This window comes from Shewanella olleyana, assembly GCF_023283825.1.
GTDB classification, from domain to species: domain Bacteria; phylum Pseudomonadota; class Gammaproteobacteria; order Enterobacterales; family Shewanellaceae; genus Shewanella; species Shewanella olleyana.
Genome location: NZ_JAKILD010000035.1, coordinates 1 through 24813, shown reverse-complemented (window position 1 = coordinate 24813; position 24813 = coordinate 1). Strand labels below are relative to the sequence as shown.

Annotated in this window: 14 protein-coding genes and 3 pseudogenes; 9 read left to right on the top strand and 8 right to left on the bottom strand. The window is 36.9% G+C overall.

All coding sequences use genetic code 11. The features are described from left to right. Positions 1–581 precede the first annotated feature (581 nt). The 3 genes and pseudogenes from L2735_RS18170 to L2735_RS20220 form a co-directional block, all read left to right on the top strand. Entirely contained in the window at positions 582–2198 is a 1617-nt protein-coding gene (locus tag L2735_RS18170; RefSeq protein ID WP_248986056.1) for an ATP-dependent nuclease, read from the top strand. A 155-nt stretch (positions 2199–2353) separates the two neighbouring features. Beyond that, complete coding sequence (locus L2735_RS18165; RefSeq protein ID WP_248986055.1) at positions 2354–2689, top strand: hypothetical protein; 336 nt, start codon at positions 2354–2356, stop codon at positions 2687–2689. A 1910-nt stretch (positions 2690–4599) separates the two neighbouring features. After that, positions 4600–4671, top strand: a pseudogene (locus L2735_RS20220) (SEC-C metal-binding domain-containing protein); the annotation flags it as partial. A 560-nt stretch (positions 4672–5231) separates the two neighbouring features. Here L2735_RS20220 and L2735_RS18155 read toward each other — a convergent pair. From L2735_RS18155 to L2735_RS18130, 6 genes and pseudogenes are all read right to left on the bottom strand, one after another. Then, a pseudogene (locus L2735_RS18155) lies at positions 5232–6271 on the bottom strand (IS481 family transposase). A gap of 171 nt (positions 6272–6442) precedes the next feature. Then, positions 6443–6892 carry a hypothetical protein gene (locus L2735_RS18150; protein WP_248986053.1) on the bottom strand — a complete coding sequence of 150 codons (450 nt, stop codon included), beginning with the start codon at positions 6890–6892 and terminating at the stop codon, positions 6443–6445. 15 nt (positions 6893–6907) lie between these two features. After that, positions 6908–9232, bottom strand: coding sequence for a hypothetical protein (locus L2735_RS18145; RefSeq protein WP_248986052.1), 2325 nt, complete (start codon positions 9230–9232; stop codon positions 6908–6910). Next, the gene (locus L2735_RS18140) at positions 9229–10881 is read right to left on the bottom strand and encodes a hypothetical protein (RefSeq protein ID WP_248986051.1); all 1653 of its coding nucleotides are present in this window, start codon (positions 10879–10881) and stop codon (positions 9229–9231) included. The genes L2735_RS18145 and L2735_RS18140 overlap by 4 nt, the downstream gene beginning before the upstream one ends. 3 nt (positions 10882–10884) lie before the next feature. Further along, entirely contained in the window at positions 10885–12180 is a 1296-nt protein-coding gene (locus L2735_RS18135) for a site-specific integrase (RefSeq protein ID WP_248986050.1), read from the bottom strand. A gap of 123 nt (positions 12181–12303) precedes the next feature. Next, a pseudogene (locus L2735_RS18130) lies at positions 12304–12555 on the bottom strand (endonuclease III); the annotation flags it as partial. Positions 12556–12623: 68 nt separating this feature from the next. Between L2735_RS18130 and L2735_RS18125 the strand changes: the two are divergent. Further along, the gene (locus L2735_RS18125) at positions 12624–14291 is read left to right on the top strand and encodes a recombinase family protein (protein ID WP_248986049.1); all 1668 of its coding nucleotides are present in this window, start codon (positions 12624–12626) and stop codon (positions 14289–14291) included. A 439-nt stretch (positions 14292–14730) separates the two neighbouring features. On the opposite strand, the gene L2735_RS18120 is transcribed toward L2735_RS18125, so the two are convergent. Together L2735_RS18120 and L2735_RS18115 are read right to left on the bottom strand one after the other, a co-directional pair. Beyond that, entirely contained in the window at positions 14731–15042 is a 312-nt protein-coding gene (locus L2735_RS18120; RefSeq protein WP_248986048.1) for a hypothetical protein, read from the bottom strand. Positions 15043–15730: 688 nt separating this feature from the next. Then, a complete protein-coding gene (locus L2735_RS18115; RefSeq protein ID WP_248986047.1) occupies positions 15731–15946 on the bottom strand; it encodes a hypothetical protein in 216 nt (71 codons plus the stop codon). 799 nt (positions 15947–16745) lie between these two features. Between L2735_RS18115 and L2735_RS18110 the strand changes: the two genes are divergently transcribed. The 5 genes from L2735_RS18110 to L2735_RS18090 all read left to right on the top strand — a co-directional run bounded on the left by L2735_RS18110 (position 16746) and on the right by L2735_RS18090 (position 24695). Beyond that, on the top strand, positions 16746–17642 hold the full coding sequence (locus tag L2735_RS18110; protein ID WP_248986046.1) for a hypothetical protein: 897 nt from the start codon (positions 16746–16748) through the stop codon (positions 17640–17642). Positions 17643–18842: 1200 nt separating this feature from the next. Beyond that, entirely contained in the window at positions 18843–20270 is a 1428-nt protein-coding gene (locus tag L2735_RS18105; RefSeq protein ID WP_248986045.1) for a hypothetical protein, read from the top strand. A gap of 5 nt (positions 20271–20275) precedes the next feature. Beyond that, on the top strand, positions 20276–21274 hold the full coding sequence (locus tag L2735_RS18100) for a caspase family protein (RefSeq protein ID WP_248986044.1): 999 nt from the start codon (positions 20276–20278) through the stop codon (positions 21272–21274). Beyond that, entirely contained in the window at positions 21261–22763 is a 1503-nt protein-coding gene (locus L2735_RS18095) for a hypothetical protein (RefSeq protein WP_248986043.1), read from the top strand. Before L2735_RS18100 ends, L2735_RS18095 begins: the two co-directional genes overlap by 14 nt. A 1179-nt stretch (positions 22764–23942) precedes the next feature. Further along, positions 23943–24695 (top strand): CBS domain-containing protein, encoded by a 753-nt coding sequence (locus L2735_RS18090; RefSeq protein WP_248986042.1) that lies wholly within the window; start codon positions 23943–23945, stop codon positions 24693–24695. Positions 24696–24813 lie beyond the last annotated feature (118 nt).

The window sequence follows — 24813 nt, the reverse complement described above, 5'->3', positions numbered from 1 at the left end:
TGTTAGACTCGCTACTTTATTCAGAGTCCTAGGGTCATCTGGTGATACAGATGGTTCACTCAAAGCGGTGAACAGCGCTTCATACGACTTCTCGTCGCACGTCCAGAAACGAGTTAGGGCTGATAACTCATTTATGCCACATTGCTAGTCAGCGGTAACAACGAAGTTATTTAGAACGACTCAATATAGTCTTACTTTTTGTAATCTTTTAACGGCTTTACTTGCCGCTCATAAGACTGGTTATCTATACAGGTATAACTGAATTGCTCCAAATTGAGATAATTTGGGGGTCAAAGGATGCGTAAAATGAGCTTTCTGCGCATCGATAATTTTGTAAAAATCGAGAAAACTCCAATATATCAATACACTGCAAAATGTTTAAGAATGTTGTATAGACCTCATAAACAAAGACGCATTCTTTCTCCAGCTACATTTAAAGCATTGATATAGTATTTGTAAAAATATTCTATTTACAACAATGACTTAGCGGTGGTATCTTTTCTACATAAGTTGAGCAGCCTGGAACGTTATTGTGCTGCTATTAAATAAGCTGTTAAGTTTCAAGTAGAGGTCAGGGATTGATGAAAATTTCAAAAGTAATAATTAAGAATTTTAGATCTATAGAAGAAGCTGAATTTGACTGCAATGATTTCAATATTTTTGTTGGTCAAAATAACGCAGGTAAAACCAATTTTTTTGAAGCTATAGAATGGTTTTTCAATGGATTACCAAAAGGTAAACCGATTCAAGTATTGCACCCGAAAGGTGATACATCCAAACAGATCTCTGTAAAAATTGAATTTACAGGTGCAATTCATGGCGCTGAAAATATGCGCAACGAAACCAATAAAACGAAAATGTTGGGAGTTTTAAATGGAAGTGACTCTTTACTTGTTGAAAGAACTAGCTTAGAGCCAGCTAAACGAAAATTAACAATCAATGGAGAGCCCTTAGCAAAAAATCCTGCTGGTTTTGATAAAGCATTTAACGATTTTTTACCCAAATTTGAATACATAAACACCAAACAATATTTCGATGAAGTAGCTAAGTATTCAGCAAAAACTCCCGTAGGTATAATGTTATCGTCTGTTCTTGAAGAGATTCTTCAAGATAATCCCCAATATAGAGCGTTTAGGGACAAATTTGATGAGTTATTTGATGATGATGATTCTGCAGTAAAATTAGAGTTTGATCGCTTGGGTGGTAGTGTTAAAACTCACTTAGCTAAGCAATTTGCTGAATGTACAAAGGTTAGTTTTGAAGTAGCTAGACCTGAATTTAATGATCTGCTTAAAAACTTCCAAACAAGAGTTGATGACGGAGTTGAAACTTACGCTTCGGAGAAAGGTGACGGAATGCAAAGAGCTTTAATGCTCGCAATTATCCAAGCCTATGCAGAATACCGAAAAGGTCGAGAAGATGCTGGCAAGTCATTTCTATTTTTCATTGATGAAGCTGAGTTACACCTTCATCCAACAGCACAGCGAAAACTCAAAGAAGTATTACTGACTTTAGGTGCGGATTTAGACCAAATTTTTATTAACACACATTCTTCTGTATTTGTCGCTGACGAACATCCTTCTCAAGTTATTTACAAAGTAGAGAAAGAAGATAGCATTACAAAATTTAAGGCAGTAGATGCTATTGATAAGCCGTATGTTGTATTTGAATTACTTGGTGGAAGTCCTTCTGACCTATTACTTCCAAGGAATTTTTTGATTGTTGAAGGGCCGAGTGAAGTTGAACTACTAACCAGAGTTATACGAAGGTTTTATAGTGATAAACCATCTATTCAAATCATTTCAGCAGAAGGCGATACACATCAAGCGAAGCGCTCTATAAATGCAATACGAAAGTCATTTGAGCCTCTTCAAACGTCTATATTTGAAGAGAAAATGATTGTACTTTGTGATGCACCAACAGAAAAAGCTCAGGGGGGATTCGATGATTTCATGAAAGAGTTTAAAGTATTTAATAATCGTGGGCAGATTAAAGTTTTAGAACATGGTTCTCTTGAGGAATGCTATCCAAACCACTTAGATTGGCAAAGAACGGAAGCTGAAGTATCTAACATGTCTGGTAAAAAGAAAACTCAATTATCAAAACGTGTCGGTGATGAAATCACAAAAGAACAATTTGAAAATGAAATGAAGTCACTTTTTGAAGTGCTAGTTACAACATGGGAATTGGCTTTTTGAAACTTAACAAGCTGTTAAACAAGGACAAAATACAGTTGGTTTTTTGTCACTTCGTTCCTTATTTTAGCCAACAGCATTTTGCCTGTTAACAGGGCGTTATACGGCATCAAATCTATACCGAGTTGAATTTCCACTTTACCCGTAAAGGATCGCAATTGGCAGAACAAGAACAAATAATAGCTAACCTGTTGAAAGACATGGAAGAAACAGCTGAAAAAATACGTGTTTTAATAAATGAGATGCCACCAGAAGATCTTCTTGGGTACATATATGCCCAACGTTTGATGACAAGTAGCAATGCTACTTTGCCGGAACTTGAATCCGATATTCCAAAAGATGAAATAAATGAAGTTCAATTCTTATTAGAATACGTGCATGCGGTTCTTGCATCAGATATAGCTCCAGACGAAATGGTTTTTGATGAAAGTAAATGTGGAGAATTGTATGCTCTTAGTAGGAGTTTACGAGAAAAATCCATATTTTTGCTATGACTTCTTCAGCAAATACTCAGAATAATGACTTTGGTTCTAATACAGCGGATATTGAATTTCATGCAAAATCATCTTGGCTTATGCTCAGAGGAAATCGCTATCAGGTTTTAGAAGGTGAGTTTTATCAATATGTTCTTGCACCACACGATGATGTTTTAAAAGAGATTTATGGTGTTGGGGCTATTGAAATTTCTGAGGGATTTCAACAGTTAGCCAATGCAACGCGTGTGGGCCAAGCTAATGCTATTGAAGAAATGATGAAGCAGTTTGAAGCTGCTCAAAATTTCGCTGCAAAGCAGAAAAAACCGCTCGAAGACGTTATGGAAGAATGGGTCGAAGCAAACGATCAACAAACGAAAAATGCAGGCTTAGCCGTGGATGATATGCTAAGAGGTGGTATATCCAATGTCAGTAGGCATACAAAACTACCTTCAGAATTTTTAGCTGATTTGGCATATCAACGTGGTGAGGAGCTTGATTTCTTCAGTGAAGGTGATTTTTCAGGCACACCATACAGAACATTACCTGCCCGTAAAAAACCTTTAATCAAACTTGGTGAAGACTATTATGCTGTAGATCCCTGTTTTATTCGGGACGCAGGCTATCGTTCGCTTCTTTTTAATTTGTTGCAAAAGAAATCTGATTACAAGGAAGCTTTTAAAGAACGGCAGAAAGTAATGAGTGAAGGCGCGTTTCCCGAAATACTTGCGGAACAACTGAGTGGAGCTGTAGTTTATCAAGAGGTCTATTATAAAGACCCCAAGACTAGACAATGGGCTGAAAATGATACGCTAGTTTTAATTGATGATGTACTCTACCTCGTTGAAGCTAAAGCTGGCGCAGCTGCGACCATAGCTTCTCCTGAGCTTGATTTTAAGCGCCATTCACAATCAATAAAAGATTTGATAATAAAGGCATATAAACAGTGTGAGCGTTTCTTTGAATATTTAAAATCTGCCGATGAAGTTTCACTATTCAACCTCATAGATGGAAAATATGTAGAAATTGGGAAAATCCGTCATTCAGACTATCGTGTCATGATCCCCATTGGATTAACAGTCGAGTCATTTTCTCCCTTTTCAGCATTTTCTAAAAACTTACCTCAAGTAAAGCCACTGCTTGGGCAGTATAGTTTTGTATCAATTTCAATTGATGATCTTTTTGTTCTAAGGCGTATGCTACCTACTCCCGGAGTATTTGCACACTATATGGAAGTTCGACAGGCAATTGCAGGTATTAAACAAGGGCTTCTTTTCGATGAATTTGATCATCTCGGTGCTTACTTAACTAAAAATCGCTTTGATCTGGATATTATTGACCAGTCTATGGACGAGAATTCTGGTTTAGTAATATGTAATGGCATGAGTGACATTGTCGACCGAGCTTTCGAAAGTGAACAATGGGAAACCGAGCCAAAACCTACTCAAAAATTTCCTGCTGTAGTTTTAAAGGTACTTTCAGCACTAGATATTTCTCGTGAACCAGGTTGGCTCTCTGTGGACTGCCTTATTCGAGATTTTGGCGAGGAAGCACGTAATAATTTTGCAAAATATCTTTCTAATTTAGACAAAACTATCGAACAACATCCTGCTCGTTATTTCGCATTTGGTGGCGAGGGTGAACCAATGTTTGTTTGGATGCAAAACTCAAAATATGAAGTTGATTGGGAGAAGGTAAATGATACAGCAAGTGCTGTTGCTTTATCTCTTAATGCTGAAAAGCTAATGGGAGTGTTACTTAAAGTTGATAAACAAGGTGTTTATGAAGCTGCGCAACATTTAGAAATTAATGTACCAGTGGAACAAACTGAAAAAAATAAACTCATATTTGAAGATGCGAAACGGATAAGTCAGCAAACAAAATCTAGAGCTGTTCCTACCATCGAGGAAAAATTAGAGCCAAAGAAAAAACGAAAAGTCGGCCGTAATGATCCTTGCCCTTGCGGGAGTGGAAAGAAGTACAAAAAATGTCATGGCCGTTAGGTAATTGATTGTTTGAATGGGATGTTTCGGTGCAAATGCCGTATAACAAGCTTTTGTCCAGAAACAGGTTAGGGGACTCAACTTACTTTTGCCCCATTCCTCATTAGTAAAATACTCAGTTAATTTGGGAATATCGAATTTGCCATATTTTAGTTGACCACTACAATGTAAATAGGTTTGTGAAGATTAAAGGTAAAAGATGAACTTACTTAACCTAAAGTATGTTCTTACTATGTCAATCAATGATATAGAAGAACAGATAGCGATATTGGAGTACGAGCTAAAAAAGGGAACAACTCAAGACCACCTAGAACGCATGAGTTTAATCGATGATAGTAAGTATATGGCAGTATTAGTGGTACTAAAGCAAGCTAAGGGATTGCATTTGGAGAGGAAAACCTATTCTAGTTTAAAGCATAGTCATTAGGGCCTGTTGATCTTTCAAGCTTATTCTTTGCAGCGAATTGTTAGCCATTTATACGAGGCAGAGACTTTGTGCTGTAGTTATTTGTAGTTGCTCAGACTTAATCTGACAGTTAGCCATTTTTTATGGTGTCAGCTTAGATTTGAGCTAGATTTTTATCAGCCCAAATCTGTTTCCCATCCAATAATGTTTCAAGTGGAGTTCGACCACAGCACATTTTACCTTGATGGGTTCGATCATTGTTGTAGTAATTTATCCATTCGTCTAGATCTTTTTGCAACATGTCTAAATTATCGTATAGCTTTTCCCGGAAAGAGACTTGATAAAACTCATTCAAAATTGTCTTATGGAACCGCTCACAAATACCATTAGTTTGCGGTGACATCGCTTTAGTTTTTGTATGGTCAATATCATTTATTGCTAGATATAACTGGTAGTCATGCTGCTCAACTCGCCCGCAATACTCTGTTCCCCTATCAGTTAATATTCGTAGCATAGGAAGCTCATGCTGTTCGAAATAAGGTAGCACTTTATCGTTGAGCATATCTGCTGCCGTGATTGGGGTTTTGTCGAATAGAGCTTAGCAAACGCAGTCTTGCTATAAGTATCGACGAAAGTCTGTTGGTAGATCCTACCCACACCTTTTAGATTGCCGACATAGAACGGATCTTGTGAGCCGAGGTAGCCCGGATGATGTGTTTCTATCTCGCCACAAGCTTCATCATCATGTTTTTTCTTCTCAAGAGCGGCAACTTGGGCATCGGTGAGTATGATCCCGTCATTAGCGACCTTGTCCTCTAATGCTTTAAGCCGTTTCTTGAAGTTTTCTAGATTATGGCGAAGCCAAATAGAGCGAAAACCACTACCTGACACAAATACACCCAACTTACGCAGTTCATTACTGGTTCTATGTTGGCCATGAGCGGGGAAGTCGATAGCATATTTGAGCACTGACTGCTCGGTCGCTTCGTCAACTCGATTCTTTAGATTAGGTGTTCTGCGTGTCTTTTCGATTAAGGCGTCAGTACCGCCATCTTCAACAAGTTCTTGATAGCGATAAAATGTATCTCTAGAGACACCCATGACTTTACATGCACAGGATGCGTTACCCAACTCTTCAGCTAAATTGAGTAAACCCGCTTTGTGTTTAATGATTGGATTGTTAGTATGCAACATGAGAGTTACCTTTGGTTTTGATTAAAAGATTCGACACCTTTATCAAAACGGGTAACTCTCACTTTTACAAGTTGAATCTCAGTTCAAGTCGAGACTAATACACCAAGGTCTGTACTACTTTCATTTCAATACTTAAGTGCATCAAGACTTTGCTGATCACTCTCTTTATGATTAGCTCCTTTCATGGCTTGTATGTTTAATTTTGCTGTTGGCTTGAATATCATTTAAAGTTTTTTGAAAAATATTCATTACTATAGGGTTGTGTTGAGCAATACTGCTTAGATTTTGGATGAATGCTTGTAAGTATCCAATTTCTTCTTTTGCTATTTTTAATTGAGCCTCTAACTGTATGATCTTTTCTGCCATATCAATATCTTTCTCTAGATACGAGATAAGCTCTTTATTTGAATTAGCTACATACCTTCCTTTAAAAGAACGTTTTTTTTGCTTGTACTCATTTTTAATATTCAGGTATTTATCAAGTGTCTGTCTAGTCGTTGAAATTGCGAGATTAGCTTCGATTTTTATAACCAATAAATCCCATGTAAGCTTTCCTTCCCAAGTACGAATTAATGCTTGTATTGATATTTGCTGCTCAATATCTAGTGACTTTATTGCCATGATTAAATCAAATCCTTAAACTGAATCTAAAAAACCAAAGAAATTGATTTTAGCATCAGAAGAACTATTTGAGTTTATTTTATCTTTGAGCATGGTTTGTAATACTTCGTTGGAGTTAGGAAGTGAGAGTGTGTTCTGTTCTACCGACTTCTTTTCTAGATCGGTAATGCGCATAACATTTGAGCGAGTGAGAATACGGACAATAGAACCTGATTTTATGGAGTTGTCAGATAGGGTATTGATTAATTCCTTTAACATGCATGTATTGCGGTAATGTAACTTAAACCAATCTTGCATTGCTTTACTGGTTGCGAAATTAATGGTTTCGCAAACTATTTCTAAGCGCTTTTTTTGAACTTTTAAATCATCTTTTAAACAATTGATTGCATCCTTATCGTGTGCAATATGACATGAAGAAGAACAAAGTGCACATTGGGAGTCAAAATCATTCATGTATGTGCAAGGGGATAATGTTAGGTTTTGAACGCAAAAACCTACCTCACTCACAAATGTCGGAGATAAGCTGTTCATCGCTGCATTATAGTCTGCTTGGCTTTGAAGGCGTGTTAGAACGGTTTCTTGTACATCTTCCTCTGTTTTATCATCAAACATGATATTACTTATAACGGAGGCTTTCTGAGCATCAGTCGTATGAATATAGGTTAATGTGTGCTCCGGGTTTTTTCGGCCTGACAGCATAGATATGAGTATGTGCGGTAAATTATTTTTCTCCAAAAAGTCATTTTGCCAGTGACGAAATTGATGTGGCTTGATTCGAAACTCAGAAGAAAATCCAAAACGCTCAAAAATAGTAGAACTTGAGCCACTTTTTTTATTGAGATCTCGGTAATAGTGATGTTCTAACGTTCCTAAAGGCACTAGGAGAAAATGCGACGCTGATTGTTTATTTAGTTGTTTTTCATTAAATGTGAAAAGGGCATGATCGTACTTAATTTTTTTTGTTTGTGTTTTATTATATCCTGTAATTTTATCTCGATTTAATGCTATATAATGGTTCTCAAATTCAGCTACAGTCATTGATTTTTTACCTGCAAAGTATTTTTTAGCTGCAAACCTAGTAACAAGTCTTGCACCAAGTAGCTGCTTTATATATGGGCATTTCATAACGATAAATAACTGATCAGTCGCTGATACTTTATTAATTGGCTTTATATATTTGGGAGTATTCCCTCTTGTAGTTGGTAATTCAATCGCCCCATGAGTATCTTTCGTCACTCTTACGGATTTATCAGTTCCATCAAAAAAACCTAAAAGTAAACCAAGATGAATAAGTGAGGTTGGTTTGCTCATAGGAGCATTAAGAAAAGCTAGATTTTCTTTACTTGGTTCGAAGTCTTTCAACACTTTTTTCAGTGATAACTTAGGGTTATTATAAAATCTTGCCAGCACTCTTGCTGGTTCGGTAAGAATTCCTGTGAAATGAAGAGCTCTATCAACACTCTCTGCCATTTCACTGTTAATATGCTTTTGGTTATTTTTATAACCTTTTGAACCTGGCCAGTTAAGGTAAGAAACGGTTTCTTCTGTACCATTTACCGTTTCCGTATGGGATTGTACACGCTGTTTTTCTAATATAGTTTGCTCTGCTGCAGCACGATTAGGAGCGGCCATGGCCAATACGGACATTGTGCAAGTGAAGGCATCTAATCCACTTAGTTTTGATTGAATCAAATCACTCCAATTTGAGGTATTAGTTTTATCTTCACTTATGTATGTTGGGATGGTGTCATAAAAAATTGCACCAAGCGCTAACATTGCTTGTTCGTCAGGAATCATATTTTTTTCAGCTGATATAGCATCATCACCACTAAGATCTCTTGTGGTTTTATAAAAGGATTTGAAGTGGGGGATACAATCTATGGAGATCATATTATGTTTATGTAACCAATCAAAAAATTGGTTTAATGATGGGGTTACGCCCATGGTGTCAACAATTTTTTGTATTTCCTCTACTGTCATTAACGCGATATTCTTATTCAGATACCCCATAAATTTTCTGCTTATAGCTTGTTTATTACCTATACGAGAAATTGAGATATCCTCTTTTAGCAGATCTAAGAGGTATGCTAAAACTAAATAATGAGAGTCTTTGCTAAGGCGGTCGTCGTCAGTAAAATTAGTAAGTAGTTTGGCATTAGGTTTTTTATTATTGTTAAATAAGAAGTTTTTAGTTATACCATTTTCTTTTTTGAATTTTATTGCTATAGAATCCCAAGTCGCTTGCTCTTCGTTTGGCAAAGTAAAATTGATAAGAGGCTGCTTCATCTTATTTTTAATATAGACATGTTGATTTTTAATAAATTTATTAAGCTCTGTCATGGCTTTCTCTCTAGTTTCTTGGAAAGATTTTCATTGCAGACGGTAATTGTAGCTTCAATATAAGTAATAATTTTCCTTAATTTTCTTACAGTCGCAGGGTGTCCTGATTGGCTATTTATTTCAAGTTTTCGTCTTGCCTTATCCAAATACTGTTGATGGTTTGCTGTTTCTAAAGGTCGAAAATTGTCACATGGATAACATGCCATCGGTGCGCCACCTTTAGACTGGCAACTTGAACAATTAGATGGATTTAACTTATATCCAATCTCTGCCTCGAATTCATTTTTTACGCTATACTCTTTATTTGTCTTAAGTTCTTTGACTGACATAGAATCGAACTTTTTAATAATTTGATTTCCAGCATATGCTTTGTCTATCAGTATTCTTTCTTTTGCTTTAAGATCAAGATAAGGCTCTATTGCTTCAATTGTAACGCCTGTGATACTCGCTATTTGGGCAGGGCTGAATCCATGTGAAACAGCTTGGGTAAGCTGTGTGTGGCGCCAGCGGTTATTTGCGAGTATTACACCAGTTGTAGGATGACGGTCACTTTTAACTTTGTTTTTTTTGAAAAGGTAGGCGATGCAAGTTTGCATCGCATCAGAGCTTTGATGATACGCAATTGATGTTTCACTCACAGAGTTAAAAAGCTCTTCTTTTGACCGAAATTGGGCACTAAAAAGTGATTGGTCGGGATGTAAAGGTAGCCGCTTCATTAACTCTTTCATTTCATCCGCATTAATATCTATCCCTGTTGCAAAGATTTTCTTTTTGAGAAATTGCTCGTAAACCTGATAATATTGTAAAAGTAAGATTGATAGGTCTGGCTCAAGGCGATGCGAACTTGGTTCCACATTATATCGGAACATACCATCTTTACCCATAAATGTGCGTATATGTAACTGCTCTACATCAGAAAATAGGTGTTGGTTGATAGGCTGCCAATTACAGTCTTTGTTTTTATGAGACTTGAATTCTTGCCCTACAGGCAAAACATCACACCACTTTATTTGAGAAAGTTGCGTAGGTCGACGAACTATTGCTACCATTAATTGTGATGCTATTATTGTTCTTAATGCGGTGAAATCTGGTGTGATTAATATCTCTTTATTTAGTGCTTGTGTTGTTGAGATTCTAAGTGACTCCAAAATGTTATCTAGCTCAACTTCACTGTATGCGCCTTTCATTGAGTCTAGTACGAATTTTGACCCGTTATTGCGTTTCAATGTTTCATTAGCAACAGATTCATACAAAAGTTTTAGTGTTGAAGAACAATAATCTTTTTTCATTCCTGATAAAGCATATAAGGTTTCCCTAACTTGTATCTTATATGTATCACCAAGTGTTATCCACCAAGCATTAAAATCTCTAACTGTAAGATATTTGACAATAGATTTTAGTGTGGAGCAGTATGCGTTGAGCGAGTTAACAGCGAAATATTTTGCAGCCTTAGCGATTGCAAGTCTTAGTTCAATGAAGACTGCTTCCTCAATATCTAAATAATTCATCCAGCCTAGGTAAAGGTTTGACTTATACCCAAGGACCCATTTGTCTGTTAGAAAATTAAAATTATAGCCGGCATTTTTTGCTTGAAACTCTTGCTTACCTTTATAGGCTTTCTTCAATTTTTCTACCTGAAATTTTTTCATAGGTTAACTTAATGTAGGAACTGATTTTTTTTGGTTTACTCTAGATAATTCAGCTACTTTTACTGCAAGTTTGAATTCATTGTAAATATTTACCATTTTAGAGTCTTCAACCCAGCCCATGCTATATTTTCGCATATCTTCTACTTGATCTTGGCTATAACCAGCAAGTTCGGCATTAATGCTGAAAATCTCATTCCATTTATGGCGTAATTTATGTGGAAACAATTTTGTGTTGATGGTTTTTCCAAACTTATCAGTAATCTTATAGACAGCATCATAGGTAATAGGTTGGCCAGACGATTTCCCTTTTTCTGAGATAATAATAAAATCATGCTTAGAGGCTTGAGAGTGAGCAGCCCTGGTAGTTTCAATGTATAGTTTTAATAGTTTCATTAAGTCCGAAGAAACGGAAACGGATATGGCTTTAGTTTTGTTTTTAGCAGGAATACGTCTTTTGTCACTTGTATCGTTTAGAGTTCTTGTCAGTAAGAAACGAGGAGTACTCCAATCATCAATCAAATCACTAATTTTAAGTTTTAAAATTGCACCAACACGAACTCCTGTTTCTATAAGTATTTGCATAATTATTTGATTTCTTAATTTACTTAATTTGAATGGGTTATGTGGTGAACTAGATTTGATAATTTCAAGTAGGTTAAAAAAATCTTCGGTTGATATTACAGGTGATAATGGGTCTTTAGTCACAGTATTATCATTACGAATTCCTGAAATATACCTGTTCATATTTTGTTGGAATGCTCTGAATTTGACGTCTAGCGATGCGATCTCATCTGAAGGACATTGTCCATAATGTTGACACATATATAGGTTCTCAATGTAGCATCTAAATCGAATTAAGCGTTGTCTAAAGGTGTGAGCAGAAACTTGAACTTGGCTGTTGATTGTGGCATGAATGGCATTTTGAATTCGCCTATTTGTAAGGTTAACAACCTCTGACTTTCCTATATCCTCATTATCAGCATATAATTTGCATACTCGAACAAAGTCCTCAAGTTCTGATTGAGAAATAAACTCACCACTAGAAACCCTTTGAGCAAGGTTTATGTTCTTTGAAGTAAAGTGCGAATAAATAAGCTTTAATTCATAAGCATATTTGATTAGCGTATTGAGAGAGGGCGATTGTGATGATTTGCCTCTCTTACTTCTAGAAAGTGGAGAGTTATGATTTCCATTCAAGTAAGCATTTAGGTAAAGGCAGGCAGGGAAAATTCCATTTTTTACTATTAAAGGAAATGGGTTACCAGTTGTATCTTTATATATCTCCACCTTTAGATTCATTACAAAACTCAAATTTTATTATACATAAATTAACCATAGCTAAGAATTAACTTTTGTAAAGGTTAAAATCGAATAAAACCTTCCTGACACAATAAAAATGTTAATTAATATCCTTAATGTACTTTACAAATATTGTTTTCCAGAGAATTCACACAAGTCTTCAATGATGCAGCTGCCACAGCGTGGTTTACGGGCAATACAGGTATAGCGACCATGTAAGATAAACCAGTGGTGTACATCCACTTTAAACTCAGCGGGTGTTACCTTAAGCATTTTTTCTTCAACTTGATCGACATTCTTGCCCATAGCAAATTTAGTTCGATTTGCCATTCTGAAAATATGCGTATCAACAGCAATCGTTGGCCAACCAAAGGATGGTTATACTAGATATCTATGTCTGTTTATCTTAATATATCCTTTAGTGTTCATTACGGATAAACATTATGCAAACTAGATCTTCAATGCCTTTACTATACAGCTATATACGTTTCTCAACTGTAGAACAGGCTAAAGGTCAATCATTAAGTCGACAAATGAGTTATGCCAAAGAAGTAGCTAAGGATAAGGGACTTATGCTTGATGACTCACTTACTATGAAAGATCTAGGGGTGAGTGCATTTAATAAAGCCAACATAACTAGCGGAGCTTTAGGTGTTTTTCTTAAAGCTGTAGAGAAGGGGCGTGTTCCAGCCGGTTCTATATTAGTCATAGAGAGCCTTGATCGTATTTCTCGTGCAGCCCCTCTTGAGAGTCAAGGTGTTATTGCGCAAATTATAAATGCAGACATAACTGTGATCACAGCTACAGATGGCAAGGAATATAATAAAGAAACGATAAAACAAAACCCATTGTATTTGGTTAATATCATTCTGATTTTGATCCGTGCTAACGAAGAAAGTGAAACTAAGTCTTTACGTGTTCGATCTGCATTAACCAAACAATGTGAAGATTGGTCAGAAGGTAAACGAGGTTTTCGCATAAAATGTGGTAAGGCACCTAAATGGTGCATATGGGATGATAAGCAAAAGAAATTTACACTGGAACCACGAGAGCAAGCCATCATGCTCCGTAAAATTGAATTATATAAGAAAGGCTTCGGCGGTCTAAAAATAGCTGAACTGCTTAATAAAGAGTTTGGTAAAGATACAATTCATCATACCGGTGCAAACGTATATAAAGAAGTAAAACGCCGTAGCTTAATTGGCGAGTTGAATGTAAATGTAGGTGATGTTGATTATGTTCTTGAAAATTATTATCCGGCCTTAATAAGTGAAGAAGAGTTTAATTTTGTTATTGCTAACTCCAGTAAGCGTGGAGCAATTAAGCATTCACAAAAGTTTGTCGGTATTTTATCCGGTATAGATGTTTTTAAGTGTGGGACCTGTGGTAAATCTATAGGGTCTCATGTCGTTTATCGTAATAAACGTCTTGAAGAAGTGAAAAGCAGTCATAAACGTTATGGTTGTGTTGAGGCTAGACGAAAAAGTGGATGTACGATGACATCTACTATTCAAATTGAAGTGATTGAAAAGGCGGTTGTTAAATATTGTCAGGACAAAGTTAATTTACAGCGAATATTGGTGACTAGTATTGATAGTGAATCTATAAATTTAGAAGAAAATAACTTAAAGTCCCAGCTTGCTCAAGTGATGACCGAGATAGACAATCTAGTCAATGTATTATCACAATTGGGGGATGAACCTCCTCAAGCCATTGCATTAAAGATAAAAAAACTTGAATCTCAATCTATAGATATTGGTCTAAAAATAAAACAGAATAAAAATAAGCAGGTAAAAATAGTAAATACTTCTCGAGATGAGGTTACAGACCGTTGGCTTAATTTAACTAAAAATTTAAACGAACTTGGTGGAGAAGATAGACTTGCTATCCGTCAGTTGGTAAAGGATACATTTAAAAGCATTACTCTACACATAAATACAGATAGCAATCAGGAAAATGGCTTATCAAGTGTTTTTGAACAATTACTTGGTGTCAAAGAAACAAGCTTATTTGATCTAACCTTTGTATTTCACAATGACAATAAAAGAATAATTCGGGTGGATAAACATACTGGTAAAATGATCAAGGGGCTTGATCTTGAGCCAAATTGAACGCTCCAATTCTAGAGATATTTTGAGTACAAATTAAGCCTAAAATTGTTTTTACAGTTTAAATTCATGCTAAAAAACATTGATTCAGTTTCAGCCCATGTTTTTTAATGAGCTTTTTTGGCCCAATAGCTTCCGATAATTTTATGTAACCCTGCTCTAGGAGCAGGGTGTGAATACTTTGAGTGTGTTTATAACTACATTTATTCAGAAATTTATCGTTTTATTTTGAATAAAAGTAAATAACTATTTTAATCATTCATAGTGAGCCAGAAATGAACATCCATGCAGTTACCTCGGTATCTTGGCTGCTATGTTTGACCAACAGTAACTTATTATCTTTGTTTACAAGTATAGCTAATTTAGCTAAAAGTTATAGCAAGAACCCAAAGCTGGCTATGCCAAATGAAGTATAGTATTTAAACAACAAATTATCTGAAACTCATTTAAAATCATCTTTGTTAAATGATTTATATTGGTTGCAGAATTGCTCAATGAGTTGATTCATCATCGCATTAAATATTGCTTGTTTTACCATCTGAGCTTGACAGATTACTTGACCATTATTATCGGTAATGGCCAGCGCAAAGTCTCCAATATTTAGTTTCTGATTATCGATTGAACTTGTTTTTTTCAAGCTTTGCTCTTTAATCAATGATGTTGAAATATGATCTTCACGCCCCAAACGGGCTGCGGTTTTATTAGCTTCACAATAAAATCCACTAACCATTTCTTTAAGTGATATTTTTTTCATAACCGTTTTATCCAAATGAAGTGTTTAATATGCTCAATATTCTTAATGAAATATTTTTCGTTTCAAAATATGGATTATGCTTCGATCGTAATATTTCGATGGTGTTGCCCACATAATTAGAGTTTTCTTGTTGAATTATTTGCAGGAACGGCTTGGTGCGTATAAGGGAGGGTTATTCGGGTTTGATTAGATAGAGTATTTACAATGAGTTAGCAAACTAGCTTGTTTTATCAAAACACAAGCTAGGTAAGTTCTAGACAGATAGTCAATTTAAACTAGTCATTATCACTTCTATTTTCAACTTCTTTGTTTGCCTCGGCTTCAGCACACTTTTTACAAATTATGAGGCAGCCAACAATTAAGACAGTTAAGGGTAGTAAGAATTCCATGGAACCTCCTTTACAGGTATCAGCTTAATGAATTTAAGCTGATAGCTGGCACATTTTTAATTTAAATAAACTTAAATAGTAAGTAGCGACATTTTAACCAAGAATCCTCGGGGAGCCCTTTATCCTTGTACCTTCTTTGATAAGCAAATTCTCCGATTTCGAATTTCAAAAGCAATAAGTATGAGGGTAACGTGAATAAAAGATTATTGGTTATCCAAAACATCGTCACACAAACTATAGTCGAGATGAGTAAAATAAGTGCTGGCGTGTATCGAGCATAAAACGCCTCATTTTTTTGATTAAAAATCACTATCAAACTCCGAATCAAAATCTGAGTCGAAACTTGAACAAGAATCAAAACTATCGAAGCTTGATGAAATATCAGTATCACAAGTGCTTATTGAACTACTGCTTTCAGTGATACCGAATGGGTTACCTTTGATGTCGACACCAGAGCCTGAGACCATCGGTGTACCATCAATATTGGTAATAGGGGCGTTATTTTTAGAAGTCATAATGTGTCCTTTAATGATGAAGGTTAATTACTGTTCTAAATTTAAGTTAATGAAATAAAGTTGAATTGCAAACTTATTTTATTGCAAGGTCAGCAATAAAAACGTGCCCTTTCTTTGTTCACCTCGTCAGATACCTAGACTCTTTCAAGACTCAAAAAATTCGTTTATCGGCTTTTTTTTCTTTGCATTTATTCGACAGAATTTTGCTTTGTTTAGCAAAAATCGGCACGATTTTCTGCAATAAAATGGCCTGTGAAACAGGCTTTCAAAACGCGGATGTGAGTTATTACGAAGTAATGACGAGAAGCAGCACGCGCATGTACAGCTGGTCTGTACTAACCGAATTTTAGTTTTGCCTCAGCAAAATTTAGTCTCACATTTGGCACAAATTGAGGGCTAAACCTGTGTGGTTTTCGTCAGAAAATCATAGCGATGAAAGAGGGAAATGAGGTGGAACACATCCCCTCGTCATAAGCGGTGAAAATGCGGTTAGTACAGAGCGTAGCGAAATACATGCGCGTTTGATGCTGTGAAGTGCTAGAGCGTAGCTCGTAAACCTGCGCCGATGACGAGTCATCAGAGCGGCTGGGCGCTTCAATGCATATGAGAGGTTCACAAAGTGAAGCACTCATCAGCCAAAGGCTGGCTTGGTAGCGATGTTCATCGCTATTTTCATCCCGACAGGGAGAGAACACTTTAACGGCATGAATATCGGCACCTTACCGATAAAATATAAAACTTCGTATTCAGTGAAACTAGTTATGGATACCTAAAAAATCAAAGCATAGAAAATATCCATATGAACGAGTACCAACAACTTCAACAAACCATCAATACCGCCGTGTTTTCATCAGGGAAACAGGCTGAAAAATATCAACCTTATTTGTTCATGCCCATGAAATATATACCAGGGGAAAATAACAATCAGACGGGTAAAGCCAGACGGGAGTTAACCATTAAAATGGTGGCTCGATTTGGCATCACCTCTCCAACCCTCATCGCGGTTATATACGGTATTAACAAACGGCAAGCACTCGAACACCTCAACAAGCTTGTGAAAGAAAAACTGCTCAGCTTAGTGATAACACATCGGTCTGTTGACGACCGTGTGTATGTACTGGATTACGCGGGCGCAAAATATTCAGAAGAGTTGTTATCCATTGCAGTCTATTTTCGCACAAGCGACAAACCCGCATTACGGGTTAATCAGAACACCATCATGCACGATTTAATGATGCAATATATTCAACTGCGGGGCATTCATAATAAAGTTAAAACCGGTGAGGATAATCCGTACTGGATTTCATTAGTCACCGAGCCTGAATTTAAGCGACTCTTTAAATCAAATGACGTCAGAAACGTAGACGGAATTGTCTTAGAGTTATCGGGGAGCCTTGCTGCAATTGAACTCGAACATTCCTTTAAAACCAAAGCTGCACGCCAGACTATTTTATTAAAATGGCTTTACGGCCTCAATCATGGCTATTACGACAAGGTGATGTTGTTCTCGCAATCTTTGCAGGTATTTAGTGATATTAAGCGATTGCATAACCAGCTATTTGAAGAGATGGTTACTCGAGTAGATAAAAAGACCCGTAAAACACTGTTAACACCACACGACGTCACGCTATTACAAAGTAAAATCATATATCGAACCGTATTATGCGATGAGTTAGAAAGCGTTTTTTATCAATAGATATTAAGTGCCACAAAAACGAGAAAGACACTCTGAGAGTGTCTTTCAAGGTAAAACCAATAAGGCATTACAGAGGAGTGAGGTAGATTCAACACGATGGAGGAGTCACCAGAGGTAAATTTCATCCATAAAAAGAACTCCGTTTCACTGTTGCCGAGGCATCCATGATTTCCCTAGCATTTATAAGTAAGCCTGAAACTAGGAAAGTTAAGCTAGTTATGTAGGATGAAAGCAGAAAGCTTCAACTAATCACCTGATGAAAAGTAATAAATAATAGAAAAAAGTACACACAATAGGCCAATAGCGGCCTAAATTAAACCTAGATCAATATGCTCCATGCGACCTCTTAACAATCCTTGTTAATCGTCCTAAAAGTATAGTCTGGAATGGGGATTTAGCTAAATTGTGAAAGAAGTAACTCGTTTCTGCCCCAAACATTATTAGTCACGACTTGAACTGATAAGGGGGTAGAGATAGTTCGGTATACTTATTATAAAATTGGTAGTTTCAACCAGACTTATGTTTCGTTTTACGACTACCATTGATGGAATAATCAAACTTCGCTCCATAAGCCTCCGATTTAGTAGTCTTTGTCATATCCATAATGAAAGAGAAATCAAATGGATTGATATTGAATGGTATGTGTACTGGTCATCACTCCAGACTCTTTTTGACTAAATCTCACACTGAACTGCACGTCTATAATTTCTTCTTGTTGCTTTGTGAGTTGTCGATTAGGTTTCGGCATGAAATCAAAGTCAGTGAATGAATGTTTCTTATCTGATCATAAAATCTTGATTTAGTTAATTCGATTTCTACAACAAAGCCTTGTTAGTTTGTTAAATTACAACATCTCAAAAAATTGATTGTTAAGACGGTAACTCATAAACAATTTTCACAACCTTTTATTTTTAATAAGTAAATTAATTATCCTAAGAAAAATTCTTGAACAACGTAAAATTAGTTGACTTAGAGTCTATATTTAAGGTCGTGACCTAAAAATCACCCCTGACTGGGGCTGTGTCATGAAATGTATTTTAATGACAATTTAGTTGCTGCTCACCACGCCGATAGTTGTGATTAGCCAACATAGTAAAAGTGACGATTAACAGCATTGGAAAACAAACCAATTACAATACATCGCATATGTTTTATCGATAAAACGCCGTTATGGCTTTGTTTAATGCAGAGGATGAAAACATGTTTACTAAACTTAATTACTTGAACGTTGGGGACGCTGGAACATTTCGTAAAACGGGGGAGCACCACTCCACTCCAGAAGATGTAGATGCTCTCATCGAGCACCTGAAAACCCAGAATAAACTCGTTATTCATTTCCATGGAGGATTAAACAGTGAGCCTGTGGGTATGGAAATCGCTAAAAAGCTTTCTAATAGCTACGTCGGAGCGCACCCAATAACTATTGTTTGGGAAACAGGTCTTATAGAAACAGTCAAGGATCGTATTGGTGACATCCACAAAACCAAGCTTTTTAAAAAGCTGGTTCAATGGATCATCAAGAGAGCCAGCAAACATTTCATCGAAGACTTCGGCATAGGAGCAAAAGGTTCAACGGGACTTACAGAGGCAGAGATTCAGCAAGAGCTTAGCAAGGAAAAACCTTTTGAAAATCTTTCTCATACCTTCTCGTTGGGCGCCAAAAGCGCTAGTTTCTCCTTAACAGAGATGGAACTAGATAATCTCTTTGACGAAATCGAAGCCGAACTCGAAGAAGAAATTGATTTTTCCGATCCTAGTGTAAGCCAAATTCTCACTGGATTCGACGCTCAAAAAATCAAAGGCGCTAATACAGATAGTATTCAAGCCAAGGGCATTTCTGTTAAATTTATTAAAGACATAGCGAAGTTAATTGTTCAAGTCATTAGGCGATTTGCGAACGGCACGCATCATGGTTTATACCCTACAGTCGTCGAAGAAATACTCCAGCAATATTACTTAGCTGATGTAGGCGAGTGGGTATGGGGAGGTATGAAGTTAGCGGCTCAAGAAATGTGGCAAGATAACACTGGCCTCAGTGGAGTTGACCAGCATGCAGGGACTTATTTGTTAGAAAAGCTCATACACCTAAAACAACTACATAACATACAAATCGACATGATTGGGCATAGTGCTGGAGCAATAGCTATTTGTCATCTATTTAAAGCTATGAAACAGCGTCAAGAGACTCTCGATATTCGCAACTTGGTTTTTCTAGCTCCAGCGGCTAGATATGATTTATTTATACAACAGATCCTCCCTCAACCGAACTTTTACCGTTCCTTCAAAATGTACACAATGAGTGACAAGTATGAGTGTAATGACACACTAGTTCCCTATGTTTATACCCGCTCTCTTCTCTATTTTATTTCAGGCGTACTTGAAGGGAAAGATGACATGCCAATTATCGGAATGGAGCGTTATATACATCAGGTAGATCAATACAAGGAAAGTGCTTTTACCAAAGTAAGAGCCTTCATAAACCAAGATAACCGTTTAGTTCTTTCTAATAGTGACGATCTAAATCCAGAAGCAGAACCCCCTTTCATAACCACGTCGGAAACACACGGCGACTTCGACGATGATGATTCGACGATAAGAAGTATCAATAAACTGCTCCAAAAGGATTAACTTTCATGGCTACATATCCGGAAGACTATGGGTTAGTTGTCGGTATCAATCACTATCCTGGGTTTAAAGACTTAAATGGAGCAATCGATGATGCGAAAAAGTTTGACGAATGGCTTATCGATAAAAACAAAGGTGGTGGGCTTCTCGAGGAAAACAGACGACTTATTTTATCTTCTGCTGGTTCCAGCAAGCCCATTCAAGAAGACATTGATGTTGCACTTGTCAATTTATTTGAACGCATTGGAGGAAACCAAGTACGTCGATTCTATCTGTATTTTAGCGGACATGGTCTTGCCAGCGGCAGAATGGGAGCAGATTTGTGTTTAGCTGTTTGGTCGAATATCAGACGCAATGCAGCACTCGACTCTGAGGCTTATTATGAGATGTTAGCGGGAACCGGGAAGTTTCTAGAAATAGTATGTTTCTTCGACTGTTGTCGAGTCAGGCTAAGCAATAGCAAAGGAACACCATCTTCTTTGGGCAGGCCAAAACCTGATGACTTATCGGGCCATGAAAGAAGGATGATCGCTTATTCAACAGAATACCAAAATGCGGCTTATGAAGCCCAAAATGGTATCGATAGCTCTGATGTTAGGGGATATTTCACTCAGGCACTCTTAGAAGCTTTAAACGGCAATGCAGCCCAAACACAAGGGGGGGTTCCGGCAAAGCGCTTGAAACAATATGTGGAGAATCGCACTAAAATATTGGCCGAAAACGATGGGAAAACTCAATTACCCGAGGTAGATATAAGCTTTGTTAGTAATAACGAACCTATCTTTGGCAATGCTACTCCCACAAGAGAAATAATAATTACGTTTAGTGCAACCAAAATTGGTAGAAACATTGAAGTCATAGGCCCCGAAGACAACGCAGTGAAAACTATTGTCGCGACCAGTCAACCTATGAATTTACCCTTAGGTGCAGGCATACATCTGTTATATGACTCTATAGATGGATCGAACACTTCGATAAGAGAAGGAGACGAATATGTCAGTTTCTAGTTACAATTTAACCTTGGTTCTCAGCCATCATGACTTACAGATTACTGTTTATAATGGCTTTGGTGATGTCATAGCTATGATGAGTGATGACCCAAGGTTGGATAGGGAAACAAATAATCCGGTACTTGGGATAGACTCATTTAGGGGGACAATTACTCTTAGCCTACCAAGAGGTATTTATCAGGTAGAAGGTAAATTAGGTGGGCAAATCCAATCTGCAACAGTGCGGTTAAATGAAAATAAGTCAATACAAGCACCTCAACCCAATGTCTATAGCGCTGTCCCTCTATCGGGCGCAGTCACGTCACATGAGTACTATGAAGAAGCCGCTTCTTCATTAAGCAAAGGAACCTCGACAATAGATGAAAACAAGCCCAATCTATTTTTAATGATTCGAACAATAAACCAAGAGCAAGCCCAACCTATAAACGCCTACTTTCGAGTCTTAAATGAAAGCAAGAACGTTGTGTTTGATTCAAGAGTACAACCCGCAACTAAAAGCGATTCTCAAGGCTGGATGGGCTTTTCTCTTGCACTAAGCGAAGGCGGCTATATTGTAGAGCTTATTGAAGATAGCCCTATACAGCAACGGGCAATACCTATATGGCTTACAGAGTGTTTTCAAACACAAATATTCGGTCTATATACTAAAGGCCAAATAGCTTATGACAGCATCCGAATACTGATGGCTAACAGACTCTTAGGGTTTACCCCACAAGCCGCTTCCCTAGCCTCAATTGAAATAATGACTACATCTTTGATTGCAGGGACACGAGGACTGTCAGGTCAATCGATGCGACTTGCTCTAAGTGGCAAGTTTGAGAACCCCTTAGTTGGGCTCTTTGCTGCTCACACCTTATTGCGCAGAGAAACTCTAAACAAAGATCTATTGCTTATAGTGATACAAAATCTGGAGCGCCTTCTTAAAGCATCTCCTGACGTTAAATCTCTGAAAGTAATGCTAAAAATTAGGAGTGGTGAGGGTATTAGTGAGACCAAATTCAGCTTTCCCCCAACATTACGTGCAAGCTATCTTGGCATTATCGACGCAGATAGCCGCAATAGTCCGGTAGTGGAAAAAAGCAGTTTGTTTGAAAAAATTGGCGTTGGTATTTGTACAGATTCTCCATTTGTTACTTGGGATATATCTCAACTAGACAGACCAGAAGAGTCTATAGAATGGGTCAAAAAGAGTATTGTGACGTCGATTGCAGCATTCGCGTCACTGCCTGGTACACCTATTCCTGCTATAGGAGAGCTGTCTAAAGCCATGGGGATAACTCAAAATTTGCTACAAAGTGCTGCTCTAAACGTACTGAATGAAGCTGGGCAACAAACCGCAGAAGGCGAATCCGCTTTTGACTTTATGAACCATCACCTTCCCTCATATGATGACAATCGTTGGGAAATCCTTAAAAACTTAGATATAGAACTAAGTGCTGATGAAACATACAAGCTGATGTCTAGCAACATACACATTGAGAAATAGACGAAACTAAAGAATGAAGGTTTGGCTGAGTGCAGACAAACCTATATTGCTTAGATTTGAAATCTTCGTTAACGATTAGCACAAAAGGAAACCTTTACATGGGGAGTTCACAAGTGAAGACCTAACTTGGGCGGTAGAGCAAGGTATATATTTTCACGATAACATACTAGGTACTAATGCTAATAGCGATGGCAATTGTTTTATTAGTGCTTTATTTGAAAGTAATGAGAGTAGAAGCTTGACATGCAGGGCAGAAACGAGATTTAAAAAGTGGGCTTGTTAACCCCTGAATGGTGGCTTCTGTAAGTAGTCTTTATTATAACAATCGAGCTTCAAGTTATTGCTAAGACTACCGTGTTCACAATGTAATGGACCTGAAAAACCTTTTCTCTAGTAGTCCCAAATGGGCGATTGGAGAGTTTGCATATGTGATTAGAAAGTAGACTTTTAACAGCGGTATTGTTGATGCTTTAAAGTTGTTAAATCAAACTTCGACTATTAACAAACTAAAGGAGATCAGAGGTATACATGCACATTTTGATTAGGCTGCTCTTTTGGTAAAGCATAGTAAACCTGAAATACTCAATGACTGGTATGTATCGTTGCTAAAACTCACTAACGCTGAGAGATTTTATCGAATCTGAAATAACCTGTTGAAATCCGCTAAATGCTAATTTAGTGTACTATATAACTCGGTTTTATCCAGAAACGGGTTAGGGCAGATAACTCATTTATGCCCATTGCTAGTCAGCGATAACAACGAGGCTATTTAGAACGAATCAATATAGTCTTAGTTTTTGTAATTTTTTATAACGGCCTTACTTGCCGTTCAAAAGACTAGTTATCCATACAGGTATAACTGAATTGCTCCCAATTGAGATAATTTGGGGGTCAAAGTATGTGTAAAAATGAGCTTTCTGCGCATCGATAATTTTGTAACAATCGAGAAAATTCTTATATATTAATACACTGCCAAATGTAAAAAAATGTTGTATAGTTCTCGTAAGCAAAGACGCATTCTTTCTTCGGCTGTAATTTAAACATTGCCAAAGTATTTTAGAGAAATATTGATTTAAAACAATTCCTTAGTGATGATATCTTTTCTACATAAATTGAGCTGCTTGGAACGTTATCGTGCAGCTATTGAATAAGCTGTTAGGCAAATAATGGAGATGCCGTTTGAATAACCTAGCCATAATTTTATCAATTACTTCTTTTGTATTAATTGTAACTTTCATAGTTATTATGAGGCATCGAGGAAAAGAGCTTGTTATTAAAAGTACAGATCTCGTACTTGCTTTGATCCCAGTATTGATTTATTTGTTTTTATCTGGACAGGTTAAATCTATTACGGTAGGTGACTTTTCCTTAGAATCCGCCTTTAAAAGGGCGAGTCTCATGAAAGTGGAAAAATCCGTTACATCATTACCAGTAGATATGATTCCTGTGGGTGATAAGTCAACCTATGACAAAATACCTGAACTAATAAAATCCCAAGTTGTAGGTCTCAAATTTAAAATGGGGTATCAGAACTATGATGCTGCACAAGTAAAGTTTTATATTGAGTCCCTTGGCAAATATACATTCTTTAAATACCTTATTATTGAAAACCAATCAGGCCATTTTGTTGCTATTAGTAACATAGAAGAATTTTATAAACCATACGATATAGTTGAAACAGAAAGCAATATTCAAGATTTATTATCTGCTATTAGATCTAATTCAACTCAAGGTCTATTGAATGTAAGTAATTTTGTAAAGGACAGTATTAATCTAAATACTGAAAAACGTGATGCATTAAAAAAAATGCAAATTAACCACACAAAATCTCTTCCAGTTGTCGGAAGTAATATGAAACTTATTGGCGTAGTGACGCAAGAAAACTTGGCTGCCAGTCTAGTTGTAGAAATAGCCGATCAAGTTAATAAGTAGATTTGCCTAACTAATAAGGATAGGCCGCGCGCAGCCGCGTCCTTATCCCAAGTGTTGAACAAGCCCGAGTGATACCTTTATATAGTAAATATCGGCGTAAGAACTTACGCTTTTAAGG

What these genes read in the sequence shown, in the direction of transcription:
- L2735_RS18170 (WP_248986056.1), top strand. Translation starts at nt 582, where the DNA reads ATGAAAATTTCAAAAGTAATAATTAAGAATTTTAGATCTATAGAAGAA.
- L2735_RS18150 (WP_248986053.1), bottom strand. Translation starts at nt 6,892, where the DNA reads ATGGCAATAAAGTCACTAGATATTGAGCAGCAAATATCAATACAAGCA.
- L2735_RS18145 (WP_248986052.1), bottom strand. Translation starts at nt 9,232, where the DNA reads ATGACAGAGCTTAATAAATTTATTAAAAATCAACATGTCTATATTAAA.
- L2735_RS18140 (WP_248986051.1), bottom strand. Translation starts at nt 10,881, where the DNA reads ATGAAAAAATTTCAGGTAGAAAAATTGAAGAAAGCCTATAAAGGTAAG.
- L2735_RS18135 (WP_248986050.1), bottom strand. Translation starts at nt 12,180, where the DNA reads ATGAATCTAAAGGTGGAGATATATAAAGATACAACTGGTAACCCATTT.
- L2735_RS18125 (WP_248986049.1), top strand. Translation starts at nt 12,624, where the DNA reads ATGCAAACTAGATCTTCAATGCCTTTACTATACAGCTATATACGTTTC.
- L2735_RS18120 (WP_248986048.1), bottom strand. Translation starts at nt 15,042, where the DNA reads ATGAAAAAAATATCACTTAAAGAAATGGTTAGTGGATTTTATTGTGAA.
- L2735_RS18115 (WP_248986047.1), bottom strand. Translation starts at nt 15,946, where the DNA reads ATGACTTCTAAAAATAACGCCCCTATTACCAATATTGATGGTACACCG.
- L2735_RS18110 (WP_248986046.1), top strand. Translation starts at nt 16,746, where the DNA reads ATGAACGAGTACCAACAACTTCAACAAACCATCAATACCGCCGTGTTT.
- L2735_RS18105 (WP_248986045.1), top strand. Translation starts at nt 18,843, where the DNA reads ATGTTTACTAAACTTAATTACTTGAACGTTGGGGACGCTGGAACATTT.
- L2735_RS18100 (WP_248986044.1), top strand. Translation starts at nt 20,276, where the DNA reads ATGGCTACATATCCGGAAGACTATGGGTTAGTTGTCGGTATCAATCAC.
- L2735_RS18095 (WP_248986043.1), top strand. Translation starts at nt 21,261, where the DNA reads ATGTCAGTTTCTAGTTACAATTTAACCTTGGTTCTCAGCCATCATGAC.